We start from the raw sequence: 20,836 nt of genomic DNA on the forward strand, positions 1-20,836 counted from the left end.
GGGGTGAAGAACACCCGTGAGCCCGAAACCATGGACGCGGGCAGGATCCCCACCGCCGTCCGCAGGTACTACGCGGCGTTCGACCGTCCGGCGGTGGAGATTCCGATCGAACTCGGCCGTGAACTGATCCTGGGGGCGGCGGCGTATGCGCGCGGGCTCGGTTTCGAGCCCGCGGACGCGTTCGATGGTGATGCCGCCGCGTTCCTGGGTGAGTGGGACGGGCCGGGCCAGATCGAGTTCGGGAGGGACGGTCAGCCGTTCTACCTCAACGGGCCCTACGACAATCCGGCGGCTGTCATTCGGACCCTCGAACGGTCCGTGGGTGCGGGGAACTTCCACTTCTCGGTGGCCGCGGGAACGATGTGATTGTCACGAACAAACCGGATGTGGAGGGGAACGCCCGACTTCATGGGTCGTAGGCCAAGCCACAGCAAAAGCTGGTACGCGAACGGCGAGCGCCGCGACCAGCCGGACACCACAGACGGACCGGCAGAGTTCGATGGGATCGTGGTGGGCGAGCGGCGGATGTTCGTTGTCGGCTTCACGGCAGGTGGCGCCCGTACGGGTGTTTCGAGGACGAGTCGGACGACGACGCATTCGACGGTGTCGCCGCCGATCCGTTCGGCTGGCCCGGCACGCGGCCCCGGGCCGGTTGGCGCATCCTGTCCGGCCCACTCGACTCGACCCTCCTACATGCGCGCTCTCGACCGCCGGCACCCACATTTCGAGTGTGGCGGTGCCGAAAGTGCATGCTGAGACCCGATTTCGGTTGGTTCGGCGGGCCTCTGTAATCGGCATGAGCGATCACCTCTACCGGTGGCTGCTTCGCCGGCACGCACCGGACCTACGTCCTAGCATCGGCCACGCGCCACCATCCAGCCGAATCAGAACGAGCAAACCGTAGTGGCAGAACGAGCAGCTCGGGCAAGATTCACTGACAAAAAGGAAGATCAACTGTCACAGGACAACAACCGAGGCCCCCACGTCGAGCCGTGCTCGACGTGGGGGCTGTAGGTTCTCTTCCTTCTTGTCGTCCTGGTCGTGGCTGGCCTGGGCGGATGGTGCGGTTTCTCATAGGTTTGTCGCTCCCGGTTTCTCACTGTTCTGTCGCTTTCTTGGCGTGGTGAGTTCACGGAGGGCGGCGCAGCACCCGTTTGGGGTGAGTCGGTAGTAGGTGCGGCGTCGTCCTGGTCCGCATCCGGGTGGGTGGGGCGCCCGCGAGCCAGTCGGCCTCGTCTTCGTCACTGCTGATGAGCCATCCGGAGTCTCCACGGAACCGCACGGCCACTTCGGACCCCGGCGCAACTCCCGCCAAACCCGCCCACATCAGGCTGCCCTCATCAGGCATGGCGGCCACCCAACCGACCAAGCCCAGGATCAGGCCGCAGACACGCCGAGAACGATTCTCGCTAAAATGTCGGAAGCGACATCTGGGCGACAGATCGATGAGAAAAGCGACATCAATCACGAGAACCTACAGGGGCCTCGCCCCGTTTCGACCCTCCTACGACACCACCCGCCGCGCCTTCATGCCCTCGAAGACCGGTCCTATACGGACTACGTCACCTGTGGTCGGCGCGTGCACCATCTGACCGTTTCCCAGATAGATGGCCACATGGCCGGGCCCTCCCGAACCCCAGTTGCCGAAGAGTAGGTCGCCTGGGCTCGCTTCGGACAGCGGGACCTCGACACCGACGTTCCACTGGGTTTCCGACGTACGCGGGAGGATGAGGCCTGCGGTAGCGTCATATACGGCATAGGACGTCAGACCGGAACAGTCGAACCCTCCGGAGGACGGGCCCTTCACGCTGCCGCCACCCCACACGTACGGCAAGCCGAGATACTGCATCGCTGCCTGGACGATGCGACCGCCCACACCCCCCGAATCGCTGCGCAGGAGTTGCAGAACCGACGCGAACCGCTCCTCCGACTCACGAATCTTCGCGACGTACGGCCTGGTCTGATTCTCGTAGTCGTCCGTCCCTCTCGGCATTCCCCCGAATTGGCGTACCGCTCCTATCCCTGCGTTGTATCCGGCGAGAGTCAGGTCAAGGGTGTCGCCGGAGACGAGACCCTCCGCCTTCCATTCACCAATCTGGCTGTACATGTCGCACAACAGGTTCCCGGATGCCATCACCGAATCGGCGACTCCGAGAACGTCCGCCTTTCCATCGCCGTCGGCGTCCTTGCCGTATCGCGCCCAGGTGGCCGGCATGAACTGTCCGGGTCCACGCGCACCCGACGGTGACAGCGGTGAGGTGACTCCGTACCGAAATCCGTTCTCGACGGAATACAGCGCTGCGAGAACGGGCGCGGTGATTCCCTCGCAGATTCCGCCCGCCTTCGTGAACCAGGGGACGAACACGCCGATCGAGCCGATCGGCATCGGACCGGCTGCGACGTTGCTGGCGACAACACCCTCCGTGCGCGGAATTGATTCCGGCACAGTGCTGTCGGCTTCGCCCGACTCCTCTGCAGACCACACCACCTCGGGCTCCGCGGATGCCCCCGGCAGCGACTCGTCGATGCCGGGATCAGGAGGAACCGCGATGACGGGTGGCGGCAGGAACGGCGCCACCGCGCTCTGGGCCGACTCGGCAGCCGTGTCGACTGCCTGCCGAGCGGGCTCGCGGGAATGTTCGGGCAGCAATTCTATGTAGTCGTCGATTGTCACGTCGACGGCTGCCGCCTGACTCGCCACCGCGTAAATCTGCTGCATGGCGAAATCTTCTGCCGCATCGGGCATATCGGCACCCTGGACGATGCCGCCGATTGCGGCGGCGACCCCCATGATGAGCGCCGAAGGATCAACAGACACTGGTTCCTCCTGAGATGGGACATCGATCGAGATGATCGTGGAATGTGACTCAAGTCTCTCTTCATGCGTGCACTCGACGCGTCACACCAAGGGGGGGTTTTCGGTACTTCGTCGGGGGCATCGAGTTCCCGCGGCCCACAGACTGCCGGTCCTGCGTCGCCCTCCGGCACACGAGCCTCGGCTCCGCGTGGAGAAGTTCACAGGGGGACAGGACCCCTCGTGTGCCGTAGTCCCATCGGGGGTAAAAGGGGGGAGATTGGAGCGAACTTGCCGCTCATCCCTGTTTCCAGAGCTTGTGACCTACCTAACATCACACCTACGCAAGTGATGCCCGCCGTCGGGCAATTACCAAATCGAGGAGTAATCGTGCAGATCACCGCCGCCGTTGTCCATGAAGTCGCGGGCGACTTCGCCATCGAGACCGTGACCCTGAGTGAGCCCGCAGAGCATGAGGTTCTCGTCGAGATCGTCGGCGTGGGCCTCTGTCACACAGATCTGGCGGTCAAGGAAGGTCACCTTCCATTTCCCTTCCCTGGTGTTTTCGGGCACGAGGGCAGCGGCATGGTCGTAAAGACCGGTTCCGGTGTCACGAAGGTCGCTGCGGGCGACAAGGTGGCGATCAGCTTCAACAGTTGCGGACAGTGCACGCATTGCGCGAAGGGAGAGCCCGCGTACTGCCACAACTTCATGGCCTACAACTTCGCCGGTGTGCGGCCTGACGGCAGCGCCGCACTGTCCGCGGGTGACACGCCTCTCGGCAGCAACTTCTTCGGACAGTCCTCCCTCGCAACGCACGCCATCGCCCACGAGCGCAACGTTGTGAAGGTCGCCGACGATGCACCCCTCGAGCTCGTCGGTCCGCTCGGCTGCGGAATCCAGACCGGCGCGGGTGCGGTGTTCAACTCTCTCGACGTAGCTCCTGGATCCTCGCTGGTGGTCGTCGGGGCAGGATCGGTCGGCCTGGCAGCCGTGCTCGCTGCCGTCGTCCGCGAGGTCGGCGTGATCATCGTCGTCGAACCTCACGAGTCGCGTCGCGAGCTCGCACTCTCTCTCGGCGCAACCCACGTAGTCGATCCCGCGGACGGTGTCCTCTCCGAGCAGATCCGAGCAATCGCGCCCGAAGGCGTCGACTACGCCATCGACACGACGGCCCTCCTGCCCGTCCTTGACCAGATCCTGCAGTCACTGGGCGTCCGGGGCTCCCTCGGACTCATCGGTGTCCCCGCCGACCCTACGGCCACACTCCCGATCGGCATGATGTCGACCCAGCTGTTCGGCCACACGATTCGCGGGATCGTCGAGGGCGATGCCGACCCCGACAAGTTCATTCCTTACCTTCTCGATCTGCACCGTCAGGGAAAGTTTCCATTCGACAAGTTGATCACAACGATGCCGTTCTCACAGATCAACGAAGCTGTGGCCGTACAGCATCGAGGTGAGGCGGTGAAGGTCGTCCTCGTTCACGAATGATGGCCAACACCCCTTGCCCTTCGGATGCTCCGGAAACAGTGAGAAAGGCCGTTCGATGTCAGTAGATCTGAAAGCCCGCCCGCCGAAGGCGAGCGCGGTCCGGAAGGCCGTCCAGGTCGCGCCGACGGCCGTCGGCGCGTTCTACGCGACGTCGATGGAAACGTTCCGATGCATGTTCAAGCGGCCCTTCCACGCTCGTGAGTTCGTGCAACAAGCGTGGTTCATCGCTGGTGTGTCGATCATGCCGGCACTGTTGATGGCGATCCCGTTCTGCATGATGTTCGTTTACCAGATCAATATTTTGTTGGCCGAGATCGGTGCTGTGGATCTCGCCGGCGCCGGCGCCGGCGTCGCGATCATCCGTGAAATCGGCCCGGTGGTAACCGTTCTCGTGGTGGCTGGTGCCGGTTCGACCGCCATCTGCGCCGATCTGGGTTCGCGGACCATTCGTGAAGAGATCGACGCGATGAAGGTGTTGGGGATCGATCCTATTCAAAGACTTTGTGTGCCGAGGGTCCTGGCTTCGACTCTCATCGCAATGTTTCTCAACGGACTCGTCTCGGCAGTCGGGCTCGTGGGTGGTTACCTTGCGACGGTCTACATGCAGGGTGCGTCGCCGGGGCAGTACGTCACGTCCATCTCGATTCTCACGGGACTGCCCGACTTCCTCGTCAGCGAGGTGAAGGCGGCGGTGTTCGGCATGCTCGCCGGTCTCGTCGCCTGCCACCTGGGGCTCAACGCGAAAGGCGGACCCAAGGGGGTGGGGGACGCGGTAAATCAGACGGTGGTGTTCAGCTTCCTGCTGCTCTTCCTCGCGAACTCGGTCATCACCACGCTTGCGCTGCACTGACAGCGCTCAACACGCCGCACAGGCGGCTGTGAACGGGAGAATTCTGTGTCGAAAGTTACTCGGGCCGCGGGCGCGAGACCGCAAGTTGCCGGGCTCGCGCTCCGCACGGTCAGTGCACCGGTTGGTCATCTGGAGGAGATGGGCAGACAGCTCCACTTCTACAGTCACGCCGTCACCTCGATACCGCACACGGTTCGGCGTTACCGGAAGGAAACGATCCGACTGCTCGCCGAGGTCAGCATGGGCACCGGTGCCCTTGCGGTGATCGGGGGAACCCTGGTCGTCATCTCGCTTCTCACCACCGCGGTCGGATACGAGGTCGGCCAGCAGGGAGCGACGTCGCTGGGCCGAATCGGAATCGGTGCGCTGTCCGGATTCATCTCGGCATTCTTCAATACGCGGGAGGCGATTCCCGTCATTGCGGGTATCGCGCTGACCGCGACGGTCGGGGCGGGTTTCACCGCGCAACTGGGTGCGATGCGGGTGAGCGAGGAGATCGACGCCATGGAGACCATGTCGATCCCGTCGCTCCCCTATTTGGTGACCACCCGCGTCACCGCCGGGGTCATCGCGGTGATTCCGCTGTATTGCGTGGCGTTGTTCGTCGGGTACGTCGCCACCCAACTTGTTACCGAGTATCTCGGTGGAGCGAGCGGAACGTATCAGCACTATTTCAACGTCTTCCTCGTGCCGAGTGACGTCGCATGGTCGACGGTGAAGGTTCTCGCGATGTCGGTGGTGGTGATGTGTGTGCACTGCTACCACGGCTACAACGCCAAGGGCGGTCCGGCGGGAGTCGGTGTCGCGGTCGGTCGCGCGGTACGCACGTCCCTGATCGCGATCATGGTCATCGACCTTCTCGTCGGAATTGCCGTCTACGGTGGTTCCGCCGGCGCCGTGAAAGTGTCGGGCTGACATGGGTGGCCACATCGAAGAGCGGAGCCGCCTCGTCTACGCGCTCCTGGGAATGTTTCTGATCGTGTTGATGGCGATTGCGACGGCAGTGTCCGTCGGCATCTACCGCGGATCGTTCTCCTCGACCGTTCCGGTCACGCTGTACTCGGCGCGGTCAGGGCTGATGCTCGAACCCGGATCGGACATCAAGATGCGCGATGTCGTGGTCGGCCGGGTGTCGAAGGTGCAGCTGGTGGACGACCAGGCGGCGATCACCATGGACATAGACGAGAGCCAAGCTTCGGCGATACCGGAGAACATCACGGCCGTGATCGATCCGACCACGTTGTTTGGCCGCAAGTTCGTCACTCTGGTGCAGCCGGATCATCCTTCGAGGCAACCTGTTTCGGCGGGATCGGTGGTTCGGGCGACCGGTGTCGTCACGGAGGTCAACGATCTCCTCGACTCGCTGGTGACGGTGCTGCGGACGGTCGAACCACAGAAGGTCAACGCGACATTGAGTGCGCTGTCCACCTCGTTGCAGGGCCGCGGTGACCAACTCGGCGACATGATGGTCGAACTCGACACCTACCTGTCCGAGTTCAACGGCAGCCTCCCCACATTGCAGCGCGACCTGGTCAAGGGCGCGGAGGTCTCCGACATCCTCGCCGACGCCGCTCCGGAACTCCTTCGAACCGTCGACCACGTGAGTACCACCGGTGACACGGTGACCGAACGCGAACAGCAGTTGAGCGCCTTCCTGCTCAGTTTCAGCGGCTTCGGCAACAGCGGACGGAGCTTCTTCGAGGCCTCGGGTGTCCCGCTGGAAAAGTCCCTCGATGCGCTGGAGCCCACGACGGCACTGCTCGCCCAGCACGCGCCAATGTACCCGTGTTTCCTGGCGAGCATGGATCAGACCAACAGATACCTCGAGCGCACTCTCGGTGGTAGTGATCAGCCGGGGCTGAACGTCTTCGCCACTCTGCTGATGGGTGATCCGCCGTACACGTATCCAGAGGACGCGCCGAAGAACGGTGCGGACGGCCCGCCGCGGTGTTACGACCCCGCGCAGGCACCGGGACATACTGATTTCGACGACGGCAGCCACGCCTATCAGCCGGCACGCGGCGTCGAGGATCTGGTCGGTAACCCATTCGCGCAGTTCATGTTCGGAGGTGGGCGTTGATGACGAAGGCGCCGGGAATCAAACTGCTGATCTTTGTGCTGGTCACGTCTTTGACCGGATTCGGTGTGGCGACGGTGGTGGGAAACATGCGCTTCGGCAGCACCCATACCTATCAGGCCGTCTTCTCGAATGCGTCCGGGCTGGGCAACGGCGAGGACGTCAAGGTCGGTGGTGTGCCGATGGGCAAGGTGAAGGAGGTGGCGTTGGCCACAGACGGCACGGCACTGGTCTCGTTCTCCCTCTCCACCGAACGCCCGCTGACGGCCGGGACCACCGCGCGGATCAAGTACAAGAACCTGATCGGTGACCGGTACGTGGAGTTGTCGAACGGGCCCGGCGCCATCAGCGCGCTCGACGGCCCGATCCCGCTCGAACAGACCACCCCCGCCCTCGACCTCGATCAGGTGGTCAACGGCTTCCGGCCTCTGCTGCAGGGTCTGGATGCGGATCAGACCAATCAACTCTCTGCCTCGCTGATCGAGGTACTCAACGGCCAGGAAGCGAGTATCGGGCGTTTGGTGAGTCAGATCGGAACTCTGAGCAACTCGCTGGCGGACCGGGATCAAGCGATCGGTCAGGTGGTGAGCAACTTCAATACCGTGATTGGGACCGTGAACAATCGCGGTGACCAGTTCTCGGCGCTGATCGACCAGCTTCAACGGCTGGTCGCCGGTCTCGACGGTGATCGCGACCTGATCACCAACTCGTTGGTGAACATCGACCGGGTCACGAACAGTCTCGCGGGAGTACTCGACCAGAATCGGCCGGCGATTGCGCAGGACGTCGTGGCGCTGGGCGATCTCGCGGGCAACCTCAACGCGAACACCGACACCCTGAACATGGTGCTGTCCACCCTGCCCGAGAACTACCGCCTCATCGGCCGCGTCGCGAGCTACGGAAACTTCGTGAACTTCTTCCTGTGTGGTCTCGCCATCAAGTACGCGCCCGGGCCTGGCGGCATCACACCGATGTTCAAGGCTCCCGCAGAAAGGTGCCAGTGATGGCCCAGAAGTCATTCCTCGAACGCGATGCGTTCCGCATGGGCCTGATCGGAACCGCAGTGCTGATCGGGATCATGTTCCTCGCGCTCAACTTCAACTCCATACCCGGCATCAACAGGGGTACGACCTATCATGCCGAGTTCGCCGATGCCAGTGGCCTCGCGGCGGGCGATACCACCCAGATCGCGGGTGTCGAGGTCGGTAAGGTCACGAAGCTGTCGATCGACGGCGGGAAGGTCGACGTGGAGTTCGACGTCGACAGCGGTGCGGTCGCGCTCGGTGAGGACACCACGGCGGCGATCAAGGTCGAAACCGCTCTCGGGCGGCGATACGTCGAGATAACACCGGGGCGTCACGGTGAACTCGCCGACGGGGCAACGATCCCGCTGGAGCGAACCAATTCCGGATACGACATCACCCGAGCACTCGAGGAAGTCACCGACAAGGTGTCCAACACCGACACCGTCAATCTCTCCGGTGCACTCGACCAGATCTCCTCGGTCGAAGACGAGCTTCCGCCGGACCTGCGGTCTTCCCTCGACGGGCTGTCGCGGCTGTCGAACACGGTGGCAAGCCGCGACGAGGAAATGCGTCAGCTGCTTTCCGGCGCGGCCGACGTGTCCCACATACTCGCGGACCGCGACGTCCAGGTCGCGGCCCTGTTCGGCCAGGGACAGTCGCTCTTCGCGGCGCTGAACAGCCGGGCGGACACCATCCATCGGGTGCTCGTCCAGTCACGTCAGGTGGCCGACGCGCTCACCGGGCTATCCCGTGACAACTCCGCAACACTCGGACCCACTCTCGAGAAGTTGAAGGCTTTGGTGGCCACCTTGAACAGCAATTACGACAACATCAACGCGTCCTTGACCGGCCTGGAGCGGTTCGCGAATCAGGTGGGCGAGGCCGTGGGCAGTGGTCCGTTCTTCGGAGCACTCATACACAACATCGTCCCGGCCAATCTCTCCGGACAGCTGCCCGGCGCACTCGGGGGGCCGCGCTGATGGCATCGATACGGGAAATGGCACGGGCACTTCCGGCGAGATTGCTCGCCGTGGTTATAGCGGTCGCCCTGGTCGGATTGCTGACCGCCGCATGGATCGAAAATCACTCCGTCAACCACGTCACGGCCTACTTCCGGAACACCACCGGCATGTATGCCGGAGACCGGGTGATGATTCTCGGTGTCGAGGTCGGCCGCATCACGACGATCGAACCGGACGGCGAGCGGGTCCGGGTGGAATTCGACTACGACAACGAGTACGACGTCCCCGCCGACGCCAAAGCCGCGGTCGTCGCCCCGACGTTGGTTACCGGCCGCTACATCCAGCTGGCCCCGGCGTACTCCGGCGGACCGACCCTGGCGGACGGTGACGAGATCCCCTTGGACCGAACTGCGGTGCCGGTCGAGTTCGACGAGATCAAGAAGCAGGTGGTCAAGCTCAGCGAGGACGCCGGCCGTACCCCGGAGAATCCCGATGGCTCGCTCAATCAGTTTGTCACCAGCACCGCCCGAACTCTGGACGGGACAGGTTCTGCGCTGCACGATTCCCTCACCAACCTGTCTGATGCGGCCACCACGCTGAACGCGAGCGGCGAGGACCTGTTCGGGACTGTCGAGAACCTCCAGAAGTTCACGACCGCGCTGGCCGCCAGCGACCAGCAGATCAGGGCGTTCAGCAATGAACTCGCGAACGTGTCCGGAATGCTGAATGCCAATCGCACGGAACTCGACGCGGTGCTGAGCAGCATGCTGACGACGTTTCAAGAAGTCACGAAGTTCGTCGAGGAAAACCGCGGCGCACTGGTCGACAACGTCGGGCAGCTGAACGAGATCATGCGACTGCTCGTGGACCGTCAGGACACCCTCATGTCGATCCTCCACGCCGGCCCGACGGCGCTGTCGGACTTCTACAACATCTATGATGCCGACGCGAACTCGCTGACGGGTGCATTGGCGATCCCCGATATGCCGGACCCGCGCTCACTCATCTGCGCACTCTTGACCACGGTCGACGCACCGGCGGACGAATGCGGCAAGGCTGCCGGCGCTTTCACCGCACCGCTCGCCGCCGCCGCCGCCCAGCAGGCCGCACCGATCACTAACCCGCTGCTGCCGGGGACTACGCCACGCGTTTCCGCGCCGACCGATCCCGTCGCCTCCATCACCCAGAATCTGCAGAACCTCATTCTTCCGGAGGCACCACGATGACGAACACCATTCGGAGGTCCGCGCTCACCGCGACCATGCTCGTCGGCGTCGTGGCGGCGGCGGCCGGGTGCCGATTCGACGGCATCAATTCGATCGGACTGCCCGGTAACACGGTCGGAGGTGACACACACCAGGTAACCGTCGAGCTGGCGGATATCCAGAATCTGGTCGGCAACTCACCGGTGAAGGCCGGCAACGTCATCGTGGGAAACATCAGTCACATCACCGGCGACAACTGGGGTGCCAAACTGACCCTCGAGCTCGACCCGGCGGCCGAGATCCCCGCCAACGTGAGCGCCAAGCTCGCGCAAACCAGTGTTCTGGGCTCCCAGTATCTCGAACTCACCGTGCCTGCCGGTGTGGACGCCGTCGGCCGACTCGCCGACGGTGACCTGATCCCCCTCGACCGCACCAGCCAGTATCCCTCGACCGAGGAGGTGCTTTCAGCGCTCGCCCTCGTCCTCAACGGCAGCGGGCTGCAACAGATTCGCACCGTGACATCGGAGCTCAACCGCGTTCTGGGCGGCCGGGAGGAATCGCTGCGCAGCCTGTTCGGCAACCTCGAAGAGTTCGTCGGCGGTGTCGACCAACAGCGCGACGACATCATCCGCGCAATCGACGGCCTCGATCGCCTCGGCGCGGAATTGGCCAGCCAGAATCAGACGATCGACCGTGGGATCACCTCGATCCAGCCGGCCCTGCAGATCCTCGACGAACAACAGAAGCAACTCACCACGATGCTGGACGACGTGGGACGGTTCGGCGAGGTCGCCACCGACGTGCTCGAGAGCAGCCGCGCGGACCTCGACGCGAACCTGAGGTCGCTGCAGCCGGTGCTCTCGCAGCTCGCCGCGGCCGGTGACCACCTCCCGGAAGCGCTGAAGATCGCCGGAACGATCCCGTTCCCGGTGACCACCACTCAGCGCGCCGTCAAGGGTGACTACACAAATGCCTTCCTCACCCTCGACCTCAGTGCCGAGACGGTCGGCGGCAAGGTCCTCGGCAGTATCCCCCTCGACGAGTTGGCGGGACTGAACCCGGCCCGCCAAGCGGTCAATCCTCTGCTGGCACCCACCGGAGCAACAACATCCGACGGGCCCGCAGCGTCCGCACCGCAGAACGGAGCTCCGCGCTGATGAGAACAAAACTCGTTCGCTTCCAACTCATCGTGTTCACGGTCGTCGCGGTTCTCGCCGTCGGCAACGCCGCGATCAACTACCTCGGCCTCAAGCGGATCACCGGCATCGGAATGTACACAGTAACAGCAGAATTCGATCGGGTCGGCGGACTCTACGTCAACTCGCTGGTGACCTATCGCGGCGTCGACGTCGGCGTCGTGAAGTCGATCGACCTGGGCCCCGATCGAGCGTCCGCAGAACTGCAGCTCGATTCGGACTTCGCGATCCCGAGTAGCAGCCAGGCATTCGTCCGCAGCGTCTCCGCCATCGGCGAGCAGTACCTGGACATGATCCCGGCGTCGTCCGAAGGCCCCTTCCTCGCCGACGGTGACGTGCTCACGAAGGAGAACACCGAAATCCCGGTGCCCGCCTCCGAGGTCGTCGACAAGGTGAACGTGCTCCTCACCGAGCTGCCCAAGGACGACCTCCGCGTCACCGTCGACGAGGCCTACACCGCCTTGAACGGGGCCGGGCCTGCCCTGTCGCGGCTCATCGACTCCTCCCGTCCCCTGATCGAACTCGCGCAGGCGAAGATCGGCACCACCAGGACACTGCTCGACGACGCCGAACCCGTCCTCGACGCCGGAGTCGACTCCCGCGCCGACATTGCGAGCTTCTCCCACGATCTGTCTTCGTTCTCCGAACAGTTGGTGATGAGCGACGCCCAAGTCCGCGGAGTCCTCGACAACGGATCCCAGTTCTTCGACACCGTCAGCGGCACACTCGACGACCTCCGCCCCACCGTTCCGCTGCTGCTGGCGAACCTGCAGACGGTCGGCGAGGTCGCCCGAGTGAACATCCCCGGAATTCAGCAGATCCTGGTGGTCTACCCGGCGGTGTCCGCTTCGGTCAACTACATGCACCGCGGAGTTCAGGGCGAGGACCGGGAATACGGTCAGGGCGCCCTCGACGTCAAACTCGGCAACACCGCGAACCCACTCCCCTGCACCGAGGGCTACCAGGAAACGCAGCGCCGCGACCCCAGCGATGTCAGCACCGCCCCGGCACCGGAAAATTCCTATTGCAAACTGCCGCAGGCCGACCCTCGTGTCGCCCGAGGAGTACGCAACGTCCCCTGCGCGACCGATCCCACAGTGCGATCCGCGGAGATCGCGGACTGCCCCGGCGGTCTGCCGTCCACCTGGCCGGAAATGCTGGCCCGGCCGGGCCAACCGTACTCCCCGCCGCCCACCGACACCGTGGCACCGGATACCGGACCGATCTCGACCCCGCCGACCCCTGACGCCATCGACCCCGCAACCGCCACACCGGCCTCGTGGTCCACCCCGCAAGGCTCCACCGACAGCGACGGCTCTCTCAGCGTCCCCTATGACCCGGTCACCGGAAACTTCCGGGCACCGAACGGCGATCTCTACTCGATCGCCAGCGTTTCTGCACCACACTCGAAGGAGGAATCAACATGGCAGGCACTTCTGCTCCGGTAGAGGTCGGGCCCCACCTCGACCACACCGACGTTGACCACGACAGGGACGACGTCCCGGCGACGACACACGACTCCGAGGAGCGGGTACCGACGCGCGGATTCCTCATCGGACTGGCCGCAACGCTGGTGATCGCGATCGCCGCCCTCGTCGGCGGCGGCATCTCGTGGACAAACCTACGCGCCGAACAAGCCGCACAGTCCCGAGATGGGCAGGTCCTCGAAACGGCCCGGCAGATGGTAGTCAACCTCGTGACCCTGCGACACCAGAGCGTTGACGAAGACATCCAGCGCGTCGCGGACGGCACCACCGGACCCTTCCGAGACCAGTTCACCAGCGCTACGGGAAGTTTCGGTGACGTCTTGAACCAGGGCCAAGTCGAGTCGACCGGCGAAGTGAAGGAAGCCGGGCTCGTCGAGACCGGCAACGACCATGCGGTGGTCCTCGCTGCCGTGACCTCCACGGTGAAGAACACCGAGGCACCCGCCGGTGAGATCCGCGTCTACCGCATGAAGGTCTCCCTCGATTCGGTGGACGGCAACTGGCTCGTCTCAGATGTGGAGTTCGTAGCATGAGAAACACTCTCGCCCGGATCCCCGGGGCAGTCGCATCCTGGACCTTCGCACGCCGTCGGGCCACCCGCTACCTCGCCGTGCTTTTCGCCGGCGCACTGGTCGCGGTCGCCGTCGCTACCGCTCTCCAGGTACACGATCACCGCCAGGTGAACACCGCGGAGGCACAGGCACGCGAACGCGGAACCCAGCTGATCGCCGACGTGCTGTCGTACGACTTCAACACCATCGACGCGCACTTCGCCGACGTACTTCCCAGTCTTGGTGGCGATCTCCGCGGCCAGTTCGACAGCGTCGGCAAAGAAGTCATCATTCCCTCGGCAAAAGAACGCCAAGTCGTCACCTCGGCGACCGTCGTCGAATCGTCCGTCGTCTCCGCGTCCGACGACGCAGTGACTCTGCTGTTCTTCGTCAACCAGTCGACCACCAGCACCGACAGCGCCGCACCGAAGTTGGACGGAAGTCGCGTACGGGTCGGCATGACCGAGCAGGAGGGAACGTGGGTCATGACGGAAATGACCCCGGTCTGACCGCATCCCGAAGCACGGGGATCAGTCGCTTTTTTCGCAATCGTAGGAGGTAGTCGTGGGAGTCGAGGTATCCGTCGAGGGACTGACCAAGTCGTTCGGCTCGCAAAGGATCTGGCAGGACGTCACATTGACCCTTCCGACAGGTGAGGTCAGCGCGTTGCTGGGCCCGTCGGGAACCGGTAAGTCGGTGTTCCTGAAATCGCTGATCGGTCTACTCCGCCCGGAGCAGGGCTCGATCGTGATCGACGGCACCAACATTCTCGAGTGCTCGTCCAAGGAGCTCTACGAGATCCGAAAGCTGTTCGGTGTGCTCTTCCAGGACGGTGCCCTGTTCGGCTCGATGAACCTGTACGACAACGTGGCGTTCCCGCTGCGCGAGCACACCAAGAAATCCGAATCCGACGTCCGCAAGGTCGTCATGGAAAAGATGGAACTCGTCGGCCTGCTCGGGGCCGAGGACAAACTGCCCGGCGAGATCTCGGGCGGTATGCGCAAACGCGCCGGCCTGGCCCGGGCCCTGGTACTCGACCCGCAGATCATCCTCGTCGACGAGCCGGACTCGGGTCTGGACCCAGTGCGCACCACCTACATCAGCCAGACGTTGATCGACATCAACGCCGAGATCGACGCCACGATCCTGATCGTCTCGCACAACATCAACCTCGCACGGACGGTGCCCGACAACATCGGCATGCTCTTCCGGCGAGAATTGGTCATGTTCGGCCCCCGCGAGGTCCTGCTCACCAGCGACCAGCCGGTGGTCAAGCAGTTCCTCAACGGCACCATGATCGGTCCGATCGGCATGTCCGAGGAAAAGGACGAGGCCACCATGGCCGCCGAACAGGCGTTGGTCGACGCCGGACACCACGCCGGTGGTGTCGACGACGTCGAGGGCATCGTCCCGCAGATGAAAGCCACCCCCGGCATGCCGTTCCGCCAGGCCGTCGCCCGCCGCCAGGAACGCGTCCGTCACATCATGCACACCCTGCCCGAGAGCGCCCAGAACGCCATCCAGGAGAGCTTCGAGGAGAGCACCGGATCCTACGACGACACCGAAGAATTTTCGCTCTACGAGGAACCCCTCGAATCCGTGTAAAGCATCGTTCGAGCTCGCAACTCAGCAAAAAAGCACTACAACCCAGATCGACGAGAGGAACCCGTCATGACGACGAACAACAACGCCTTTTTCATCGGGGGCGAATGGCATGCGCCCACCTCGAGTGGCGTGATCACGGTGGTATCACCCAACGACGAACAGGTGGTGGGTCACGCCCCCGACGGTGCCGAACCCGATATAGACGCCGCCGTCGACGCGGCGCGCCGGGCATTCGACGATCCGACCGGTTGGTCGCAGTGGGAGCCGGCACGGCGAGCGCAGGCACTGGGGCGCCTCGCCGATGCGCTCGACAAACGCGCACCCGAGATGGTCCAGGCGGTGAGTTCTCAGAACGGGATGCCCGTCGCCGTCGCGGAGAAGTTGGAGGCGGTCTTCCCGCAGATTCTGCTCCGCTACTACGCCGGTCTGATCGAGAACGACGGCTTCGAGGAGACGCGCCCCGGGCTCCTTGGCGGATCGACACTCGTCACCAAGACTCCAATCGGCGTCGTCGGTGCCATCGTCCCGTGGAACTTTCCGCAGGCGCTCGCCGCATTCAAGTACGCTCCGGCTCTCGCTGCCGGGTGCACGATCGTCATCAAACCGTCCCCCGAAACGGTGCTCGACAGCTACATCCTCGCGGAGGCGATCGAAGAGGCGGACCTGCCGGCGGGCGTGATCAACATCGTGCCCGGAGGCCGCGAACTTGGCGCGTATCTGGTTTCGCACCCCGGAATCGACAAGGTGGCGTTCACCGGTTCGTCGGCTGCCGGCCGTAGCATCGCCGAGGTTTGCGGTCGACTGCTCCGTCCGGTGACGCTGGAACTGGGTGGAAAGTCGGCGGCGATCATCCTCGACGACGCGAACCTGGACCTCGGCACCGTCGGCGAACAGCTGTTCGGCGCAACTATGTTGAACAACGGGCAGGCCTGCTATCTCGGCACCCGAATCCTGGCGCCACAGTCGCGTTACCAGGAAGTGGTCGACACGTTCAGCGCTCTGGTCGGGTCACTGACCGTCGGAAGTTCCCTCGACCCCGCCACGATGGTAGGACCGATGGCGAGCGCCCGGCAGCGCGACCGGGTGGAGTCCTACATCGCGAAGGGCAAGGGCGACGGCGCCCGCATCACGGTCGGTGGTGGACGCCCCGCAGACCTCGACAAGGGATGGTTCGTGGAACCGACCATCTTCGCGGACGTCGACAACAACTACACGATCGCCCAGGAGGAGATCTTCGGCCCGGTGCTGTCGATCATTTCATATCGGGACGACGAGGACGCTGTCCGCATCGCGAACGACAGCGACTTCGGACTCGGTGGCACCGTCTTCACTGACGATCACGACCACGGGGTCGCCGTCGCCCGGCGCATCCAGACGGGAACGATCGGCATCAACGGCTACCTCCCCGACCCGACGGCGCCCTTCGGTGGTATCAAGGCCAGCGGCCTCGGCCGCGAACTGGGTCCGGAGGCACTGTCGGCCTACCTCGTGCCGAAGTCGATCTACCTGTAACTACTTGGTGCGGGTGCGACGCTCGGGGCGCCCCCGCACCCACAGGCCGCTCATCCCTCCGGGGTGTTTCCCTCACCCCGGAGGATGAGAAGGCGTCCGATTCATACCTTTAATCCCTTCCTGGTCGGTATTATGGTTCGACCAATCCCTCCCGGGCCTGTCCGAAGTCGAGGAGAGGCACCTGAAAAGCAAGGATCCGCACATGGATGTCATGGAACACGCGGGAGCCACTCTCCCCGAGGACCGCTACAGTGCGAGCACCCTCGAGGCGTTCCGATCGAATGGGTACTGGCGCGACGAAAGCCTGGCCGAACATGTCGACCGCTGGGCCACGATCGATCCGGACTTCGTCGCCGTCACCGACGGCTACGGAACGCTTACCCGCGGTGAGCTTCGGGCGCAGGCATACCGCCTCGCCGCCTCACTGAAGAAGCTGGGAGTCGAGCGGGGCGACCGCGTTCAGGTCCAGTTGCCGAACTGGAACGAATTCGTCGTCATCTATGTGGCGCTCGCCAGGATCGGTGCCGTGCTGGTACCGACGATGCCTGTCTACCGGCACGACGAGGTCCGCTACGTATTGGAGCACTCCGGCGCCAAAATTTCCTTCGTGACAGAGGAATTCCGGAAGTTTCGCTACACCGACATGCTGGCCGAGGTTCGCACGGAGGTGCCCGGCCTCGAGCATGTCGTCGTCGTGCGCGGAGCAGTGGGAGCCGACGAGATCGCGTTCGAATCGCTGACCGCCGGCGACCATGTGCCAAGCGACGACGAACTCGGACCGCCACCGTCGGCCGATGCGCCCCACGCCATCATCTACACATCAGGAACCGAGTCGCGACCGAAGGGTTGCCAGCACACCTTCAACACGCTCTCCTTCACCGTCTACGGTCTCGGTAGTGAGGTGATGAGCCTCGACCCCGACGACGTGATGTTCATGCCCTCGCCCGTCACGCACGCGACCGGACTCGCCGTGGGTGTTGCGGCACCGCTGATCCTCGGCAGTGGAATTCATCTCCTCGACGTATGGGATCCCAACGAGGGCCTCCGGCGTATCGCAGAGTTCAAGACGACGATCAGCATGGCCGCGACACCGTTCCTTCAAATGGCTCTCGGAGCCATCGAGGTAGGTGCCGACCACGATGTCAGCTCTATGCGAATGTGGGTCAGTGCCGGCGCACCGATTCCGGAAGCACTACTGCAGGCATGGAAAATGGCACTTCCCGAGTGCCTCCTTCTCCCCGTATACGGCAGCAGCGAAGGACTATTGGTCACGGCCGTGCGGGTCGACGACCCCGTCGAGAAGGTGCTCTCCTCCGACGGGCGGGCCTTCGATGGTGTCGGTCTCGAAATCCGCGACGAGGACGGCGCCGTCGTGCCGGCTGGTGAGGAAGGCCAGATCTTCTATGGAGGACCGGGGATCTTCCTCGGCTACTGGCGCGACCCCGAGCGGACAGGCGCGTCGGTCGACGATCGGGGCTTCCTCTCCTCGGGCGACCTCGGCCGCGTCGACGACGACGGCTATCTTCGGGTCACAGGACGGATCAAAGACCTGATCATCCGCGGAGGCATGAACATCTCCGCGCGGGAAGTGGAGGAGCACCTCCTTGCGCATCCGCAAATCACCGGGGCAGCGGCTGTGTCGATGCCCGACGAACGTCTCGGCGAAAAGGTGTGCGCTTTCATCGTCGTCAACGACTCCGCACCGTCTCTGGACGAATTGGCCGACTTCCTTCAAAATGAACGTCAGGCCATGATGCAGAAAATTCCCGAAAAGCTCGTGGTCGTCGATCAACTCCCCACCACCGCGACCGGGAAGATCCAGAAGTTCATTCTCCGCAAGCAAGCGGCCGAATTGGTTGCCGACGCCTAGGTTCGGCAAAGTGCGAAGGGTACGCCATCAAGTTAACGGATGGCGTACCCTTCGTTGCGGTCGCGATACCAGAAGGCAGCACACGAAGCCAATCATTTTCGAGCGCCGGCATGCGTTGGTGATTTGATCAGCTGAATAGGTGATCGGGAAGTCGTCCATCGTGATTCTCGTAGCCCAGATCCCGTCGGGCCAAGTTGAATCAGTGACTCCCAGTCTGGATAGTCAGGGATCGGAGCCGCCACCGTCACCTCGCGGGTAGCTTCGGTCGCCGTGTCGTCACGGAGGTCATCGGAAGAACGCCGATCAACCGGAAGCGTCCACGGCGGAGATTACGTCTGGCCCAGACCTCCTGGTAGCCTTTGGCATTCACCCCGGCCGCGATCGACGCGTGCACGTTCACCACCCGCCAGTTCTCCCGTACCTCGAGCACACGAGCGTCCGGGGCGACAAGGTGTAGGGGCCACCATCCAACAGTCACTGCGGAGTGCCTCAACTCGCGAGCTCCTTGGTCATGACGGGACACCTGCGACTTCGCTCCCCAAGCGCTAAATACTTGGAGGTACTCCTGTGAGGTGGTGCCGAGCGAGTCGCCGAATTTTCCATCCGCGGCGTCGAGACTGTGCGCGGGTAACGGATTGTCACCACCGAGGTCAGGCCCGCTCGGCCCACTTGCGGCGCTGCGGCCTTTAATCCGGATTACGAACCCCGACGAAGTGTGGGGATCGCGGATGTCGAGAGTGCGGGCGCGGCATCGAAGGATTGGGTCGATCATCTCCACCCCTCTTCCGGACCGTGCAGCTACGCCAATTGCCAGATGCGGAAATGGCATTCGGTAAGCAGGCACGTGGTCTGATCCTCCAGCTCGATGCGGCCTGCCAGGCGGCTGACCATCTCGCGACCGAAACCCGGCGTGTCTTCGAGAAGCATCCCGACGCGCCGATCCTGACCAGTTTTCCTGGGTTGGACGCACTGTCCGGGGCGCGCCATTTGTCGACCGTGTTGGCAGATCCCCAGGTCTGCCGCGACTTGTTTGTTCGTCATCCCCGGCTCCGCGCAGGCTAACACGATCCGCAATCTCAGCGCCAAACGATTGTGGGGTTTTCGCTCGCCGCGACCATCAAAAGAGTTGTTCGCGTTCGTCATCGGTCAACACCAATTCCGCCTTCAGGCGTCCGGTTCGATGCATGCCTCAGATGGTCAAGTTAAAGCACGAACTTCTGGCGTAAGACACTCGGGCAGCTTCACCACTGCCTGGCCACTGGCCAACGCTACGACCCCGACCACGCATTCCCCATTCTCGAGCCCACGGCCGCCACCGCACAGCGACCGACGAACCACTGACTGAAGCAAAGGATTTACGGAATTGCAGCCATCGGGCGTCTGAGCACGGAATGGCAGGCGGGTTCAAGTATTGGTCGCAGCACTCCTGATAGAACACGCATGTACGCGCCGCCCCCGTTGTTCTCGCAGGCCTGTTCATAGGCGGTCAGGTAGGCGATTTTGTGTCGGCGGCCCTGAAGGCGCGTCGTCGCTGCGGGCCGTGGGCGCGTGGGTGCGAGGGGTCCATCCGGACATTCTCCTCGAGAACCGTGGGAGAAATCGTTGTCGCGGGTCGATCCGTATCTCGCCCCTGCAGGCGGGGTTGCTGTGAACCCGGATGCACCGATTTCGGTTGGGGTGGTGAGCTGGTCGTAGCGACGAAATGCCCTGTCGTAGTGGAAGAATCGATCTTGTCTAGGGATCAATTCACACCACACCGGACGGCATTTCGTAGATGCAACTATCTCACACTCGACCCGTTGCGACGGCCAGGTTCGACGACCCGACTCTGGTGGCGGCCGCGGGACTGGTCCCGGTGATGGCATTGGCGCAGGCCAGCGGCCTGCTCACCCTCGCCGATCAGCATCTGAGCGTGCCGACCGACAAAGGTGCCAACCCGGGCCGCAAGGTCGCCTCGCTGGTCGGTGGGATGGTCGCCGGCGCCGACAGCATCGACGACCTGGCGATCCTGCGGCACGGGGCGATGGGAACGATATTCGATCGGCCCTATGCACCGTCGACCCTGGGATCGTTCCTTCGCCGGTTCGCCTTCGGACACGTTCGGCAACTCGACGCCGTCGCGACGCGGTTCCTGGGCGCTCTCGCCGACCGAACGTCCCTGGTCGGTGGCATCGACACCGGGCGGGTACTGGTCGATATCGACGATAC

17 protein-coding genes and 2 pseudogenes are annotated in these 20,836 nt (G+C 63.7%); 16 read left to right on the forward strand and 3 right to left on the reverse strand.

Translation table 11 applies throughout. The annotated features are described in order from the left end of the window. Positions 1–366, forward strand: a pseudogene (locus AZG88_RS52610) (hypothetical protein); the annotation flags it as partial. A gap of 763 nt (positions 367–1,129) precedes the next feature. On the opposite strand, the gene AZG88_RS52615 reads toward AZG88_RS52610, so the two are convergent. Together AZG88_RS52615 and AZG88_RS16970 are read right to left on the reverse strand one after the other, a co-directional pair. Continuing rightward, positions 1,130–1,348 carry a hypothetical protein gene (locus AZG88_RS52615; protein WP_197487844.1) on the reverse strand — a complete coding sequence of 73 codons (219 nt, stop codon included), beginning with the start codon at positions 1,346–1,348 and terminating at the stop codon, positions 1,130–1,132. A 156-nt stretch (positions 1,349–1,504) separates the two neighbouring features. Further along, positions 1,505–2,791, reverse strand: a complete 1,287-nt coding sequence (locus AZG88_RS16970; RefSeq protein WP_156517514.1) for an NlpC/P60 family protein — start codon at positions 2,789–2,791, stop codon at positions 1,505–1,507. Positions 2,792–3,184: 393 nt separating this feature from the next. Between AZG88_RS16970 and AZG88_RS16975 the strand changes: the two genes are divergently transcribed. The 14 genes from AZG88_RS16975 to AZG88_RS17040 all read left to right on the forward strand — a co-directional run bounded on the left by AZG88_RS16975 (position 3,185) and on the right by AZG88_RS17040 (position 18,628). After that, positions 3,185–4,288: an NAD(P)-dependent alcohol dehydrogenase gene (locus AZG88_RS16975; RefSeq protein ID WP_061698329.1), complete on the forward strand. Its 1,104-nt coding sequence runs from the start codon at positions 3,185–3,187 to the stop codon at positions 4,286–4,288. Between the two features lie 55 nt (positions 4,289–4,343). Then, positions 4,344–5,138: an MlaE family ABC transporter permease gene (locus AZG88_RS16980; RefSeq protein WP_061698330.1), complete on the forward strand. Its 795-nt coding sequence runs from the start codon at positions 4,344–4,346 to the stop codon at positions 5,136–5,138. Between the two features lie 138 nt (positions 5,139–5,276). Beyond that, on the forward strand, positions 5,277–6,053 hold the full coding sequence (locus AZG88_RS16985; protein ID WP_231914046.1) for an MlaE family ABC transporter permease: 777 nt from the start codon (positions 5,277–5,279) through the stop codon (positions 6,051–6,053). Between the two features lies 1 nt (position 6,054). Then, the gene (locus AZG88_RS16990) at positions 6,055–7,218 is read left to right on the forward strand and encodes an MCE family protein (protein ID WP_061698332.1); all 1,164 of its coding nucleotides are present in this window, start codon (positions 6,055–6,057) and stop codon (positions 7,216–7,218) included. Continuing rightward, positions 7,218–8,219, forward strand: coding sequence for an MCE family protein (locus AZG88_RS16995; protein ID WP_061698333.1), 1,002 nt, complete (start codon positions 7,218–7,220; stop codon positions 8,217–8,219). Before AZG88_RS16990 ends, AZG88_RS16995 begins: the two co-directional genes overlap by 1 nt. Then, positions 8,219–9,220 (forward strand): MCE family protein, encoded by a 1,002-nt coding sequence (locus AZG88_RS17000; protein ID WP_061698334.1) that lies wholly within the window; start codon positions 8,219–8,221, stop codon positions 9,218–9,220. Before AZG88_RS16995 ends, AZG88_RS17000 begins: the two co-directional genes overlap by 1 nt. A 17-nt stretch (positions 9,221–9,237) precedes the next feature. After that, positions 9,238–10,428, forward strand: coding sequence for an MCE family protein (locus AZG88_RS17005; protein ID WP_231914047.1), 1,191 nt, complete (start codon positions 9,238–9,240; stop codon positions 10,426–10,428). Beyond that, positions 10,425–11,564 (forward strand): MCE family protein, encoded by a 1,140-nt coding sequence (locus AZG88_RS17010; protein WP_061698336.1) that lies wholly within the window; start codon positions 10,425–10,427, stop codon positions 11,562–11,564. The genes AZG88_RS17005 and AZG88_RS17010 overlap by 4 nt, the downstream gene beginning before the upstream one ends. Next, the gene (locus AZG88_RS17015) at positions 11,564–13,051 is read left to right on the forward strand and encodes an MCE family protein (RefSeq protein WP_061698337.1); all 1,488 of its coding nucleotides are present in this window, start codon (positions 11,564–11,566) and stop codon (positions 13,049–13,051) included. Before AZG88_RS17010 ends, AZG88_RS17015 begins: the two co-directional genes overlap by 1 nt. Further along, positions 13,027–13,623 carry a hypothetical protein gene (locus AZG88_RS17020; RefSeq protein WP_061698338.1) on the forward strand — a complete coding sequence of 199 codons (597 nt, stop codon included), beginning with the start codon at positions 13,027–13,029 and terminating at the stop codon, positions 13,621–13,623. The genes AZG88_RS17015 and AZG88_RS17020 overlap by 25 nt, the downstream gene beginning before the upstream one ends. Continuing rightward, positions 13,620–14,150 carry a hypothetical protein gene (locus AZG88_RS17025; RefSeq protein ID WP_061698339.1) on the forward strand — a complete coding sequence of 177 codons (531 nt, stop codon included), beginning with the start codon at positions 13,620–13,622 and terminating at the stop codon, positions 14,148–14,150. The genes AZG88_RS17020 and AZG88_RS17025 overlap by 4 nt, the downstream gene beginning before the upstream one ends. Positions 14,151–14,205: 55 nt before the next feature. Beyond that, positions 14,206–15,246, forward strand: a complete 1,041-nt coding sequence (locus AZG88_RS17030) for an ABC transporter ATP-binding protein (RefSeq protein ID WP_061698340.1) — start codon at positions 14,206–14,208, stop codon at positions 15,244–15,246. A 66-nt stretch (positions 15,247–15,312) separates the two neighbouring features. Continuing rightward, a complete protein-coding gene (locus AZG88_RS17035; protein ID WP_061698341.1) occupies positions 15,313–16,758 on the forward strand; it encodes an aldehyde dehydrogenase in 1,446 nt (481 codons plus the stop codon). Positions 16,759–16,960: 202 nt separating this feature from the next. Further along, entirely contained in the window at positions 16,961–18,628 is a 1,668-nt protein-coding gene (locus AZG88_RS17040; protein WP_061698342.1) for an AMP-binding protein, read from the forward strand. Positions 18,629–19,426: 798 nt separating this feature from the next. Here the strand turns inward: AZG88_RS17040 and AZG88_RS51730 are convergent. After that, on the reverse strand, positions 19,427–19,771 hold the full coding sequence (locus AZG88_RS51730) for a hypothetical protein (protein WP_197487845.1): 345 nt from the start codon (positions 19,769–19,771) through the stop codon (positions 19,427–19,429). 631 nt (positions 19,772–20,402) lie between these two features. Between AZG88_RS51730 and AZG88_RS17050 the strand changes: the two are divergent. Next, positions 20,403–20,836, forward strand: a pseudogene (locus AZG88_RS17050) (IS1380 family transposase); the annotation flags it as partial.

It is taken from the genome of Rhodococcus sp. LB1, assembly GCF_001583455.1.
Taxonomy (GTDB): Bacteria; Actinomycetota; Actinomycetes; order Mycobacteriales; family Mycobacteriaceae; genus Rhodococcus_F; species Rhodococcus_F opacus.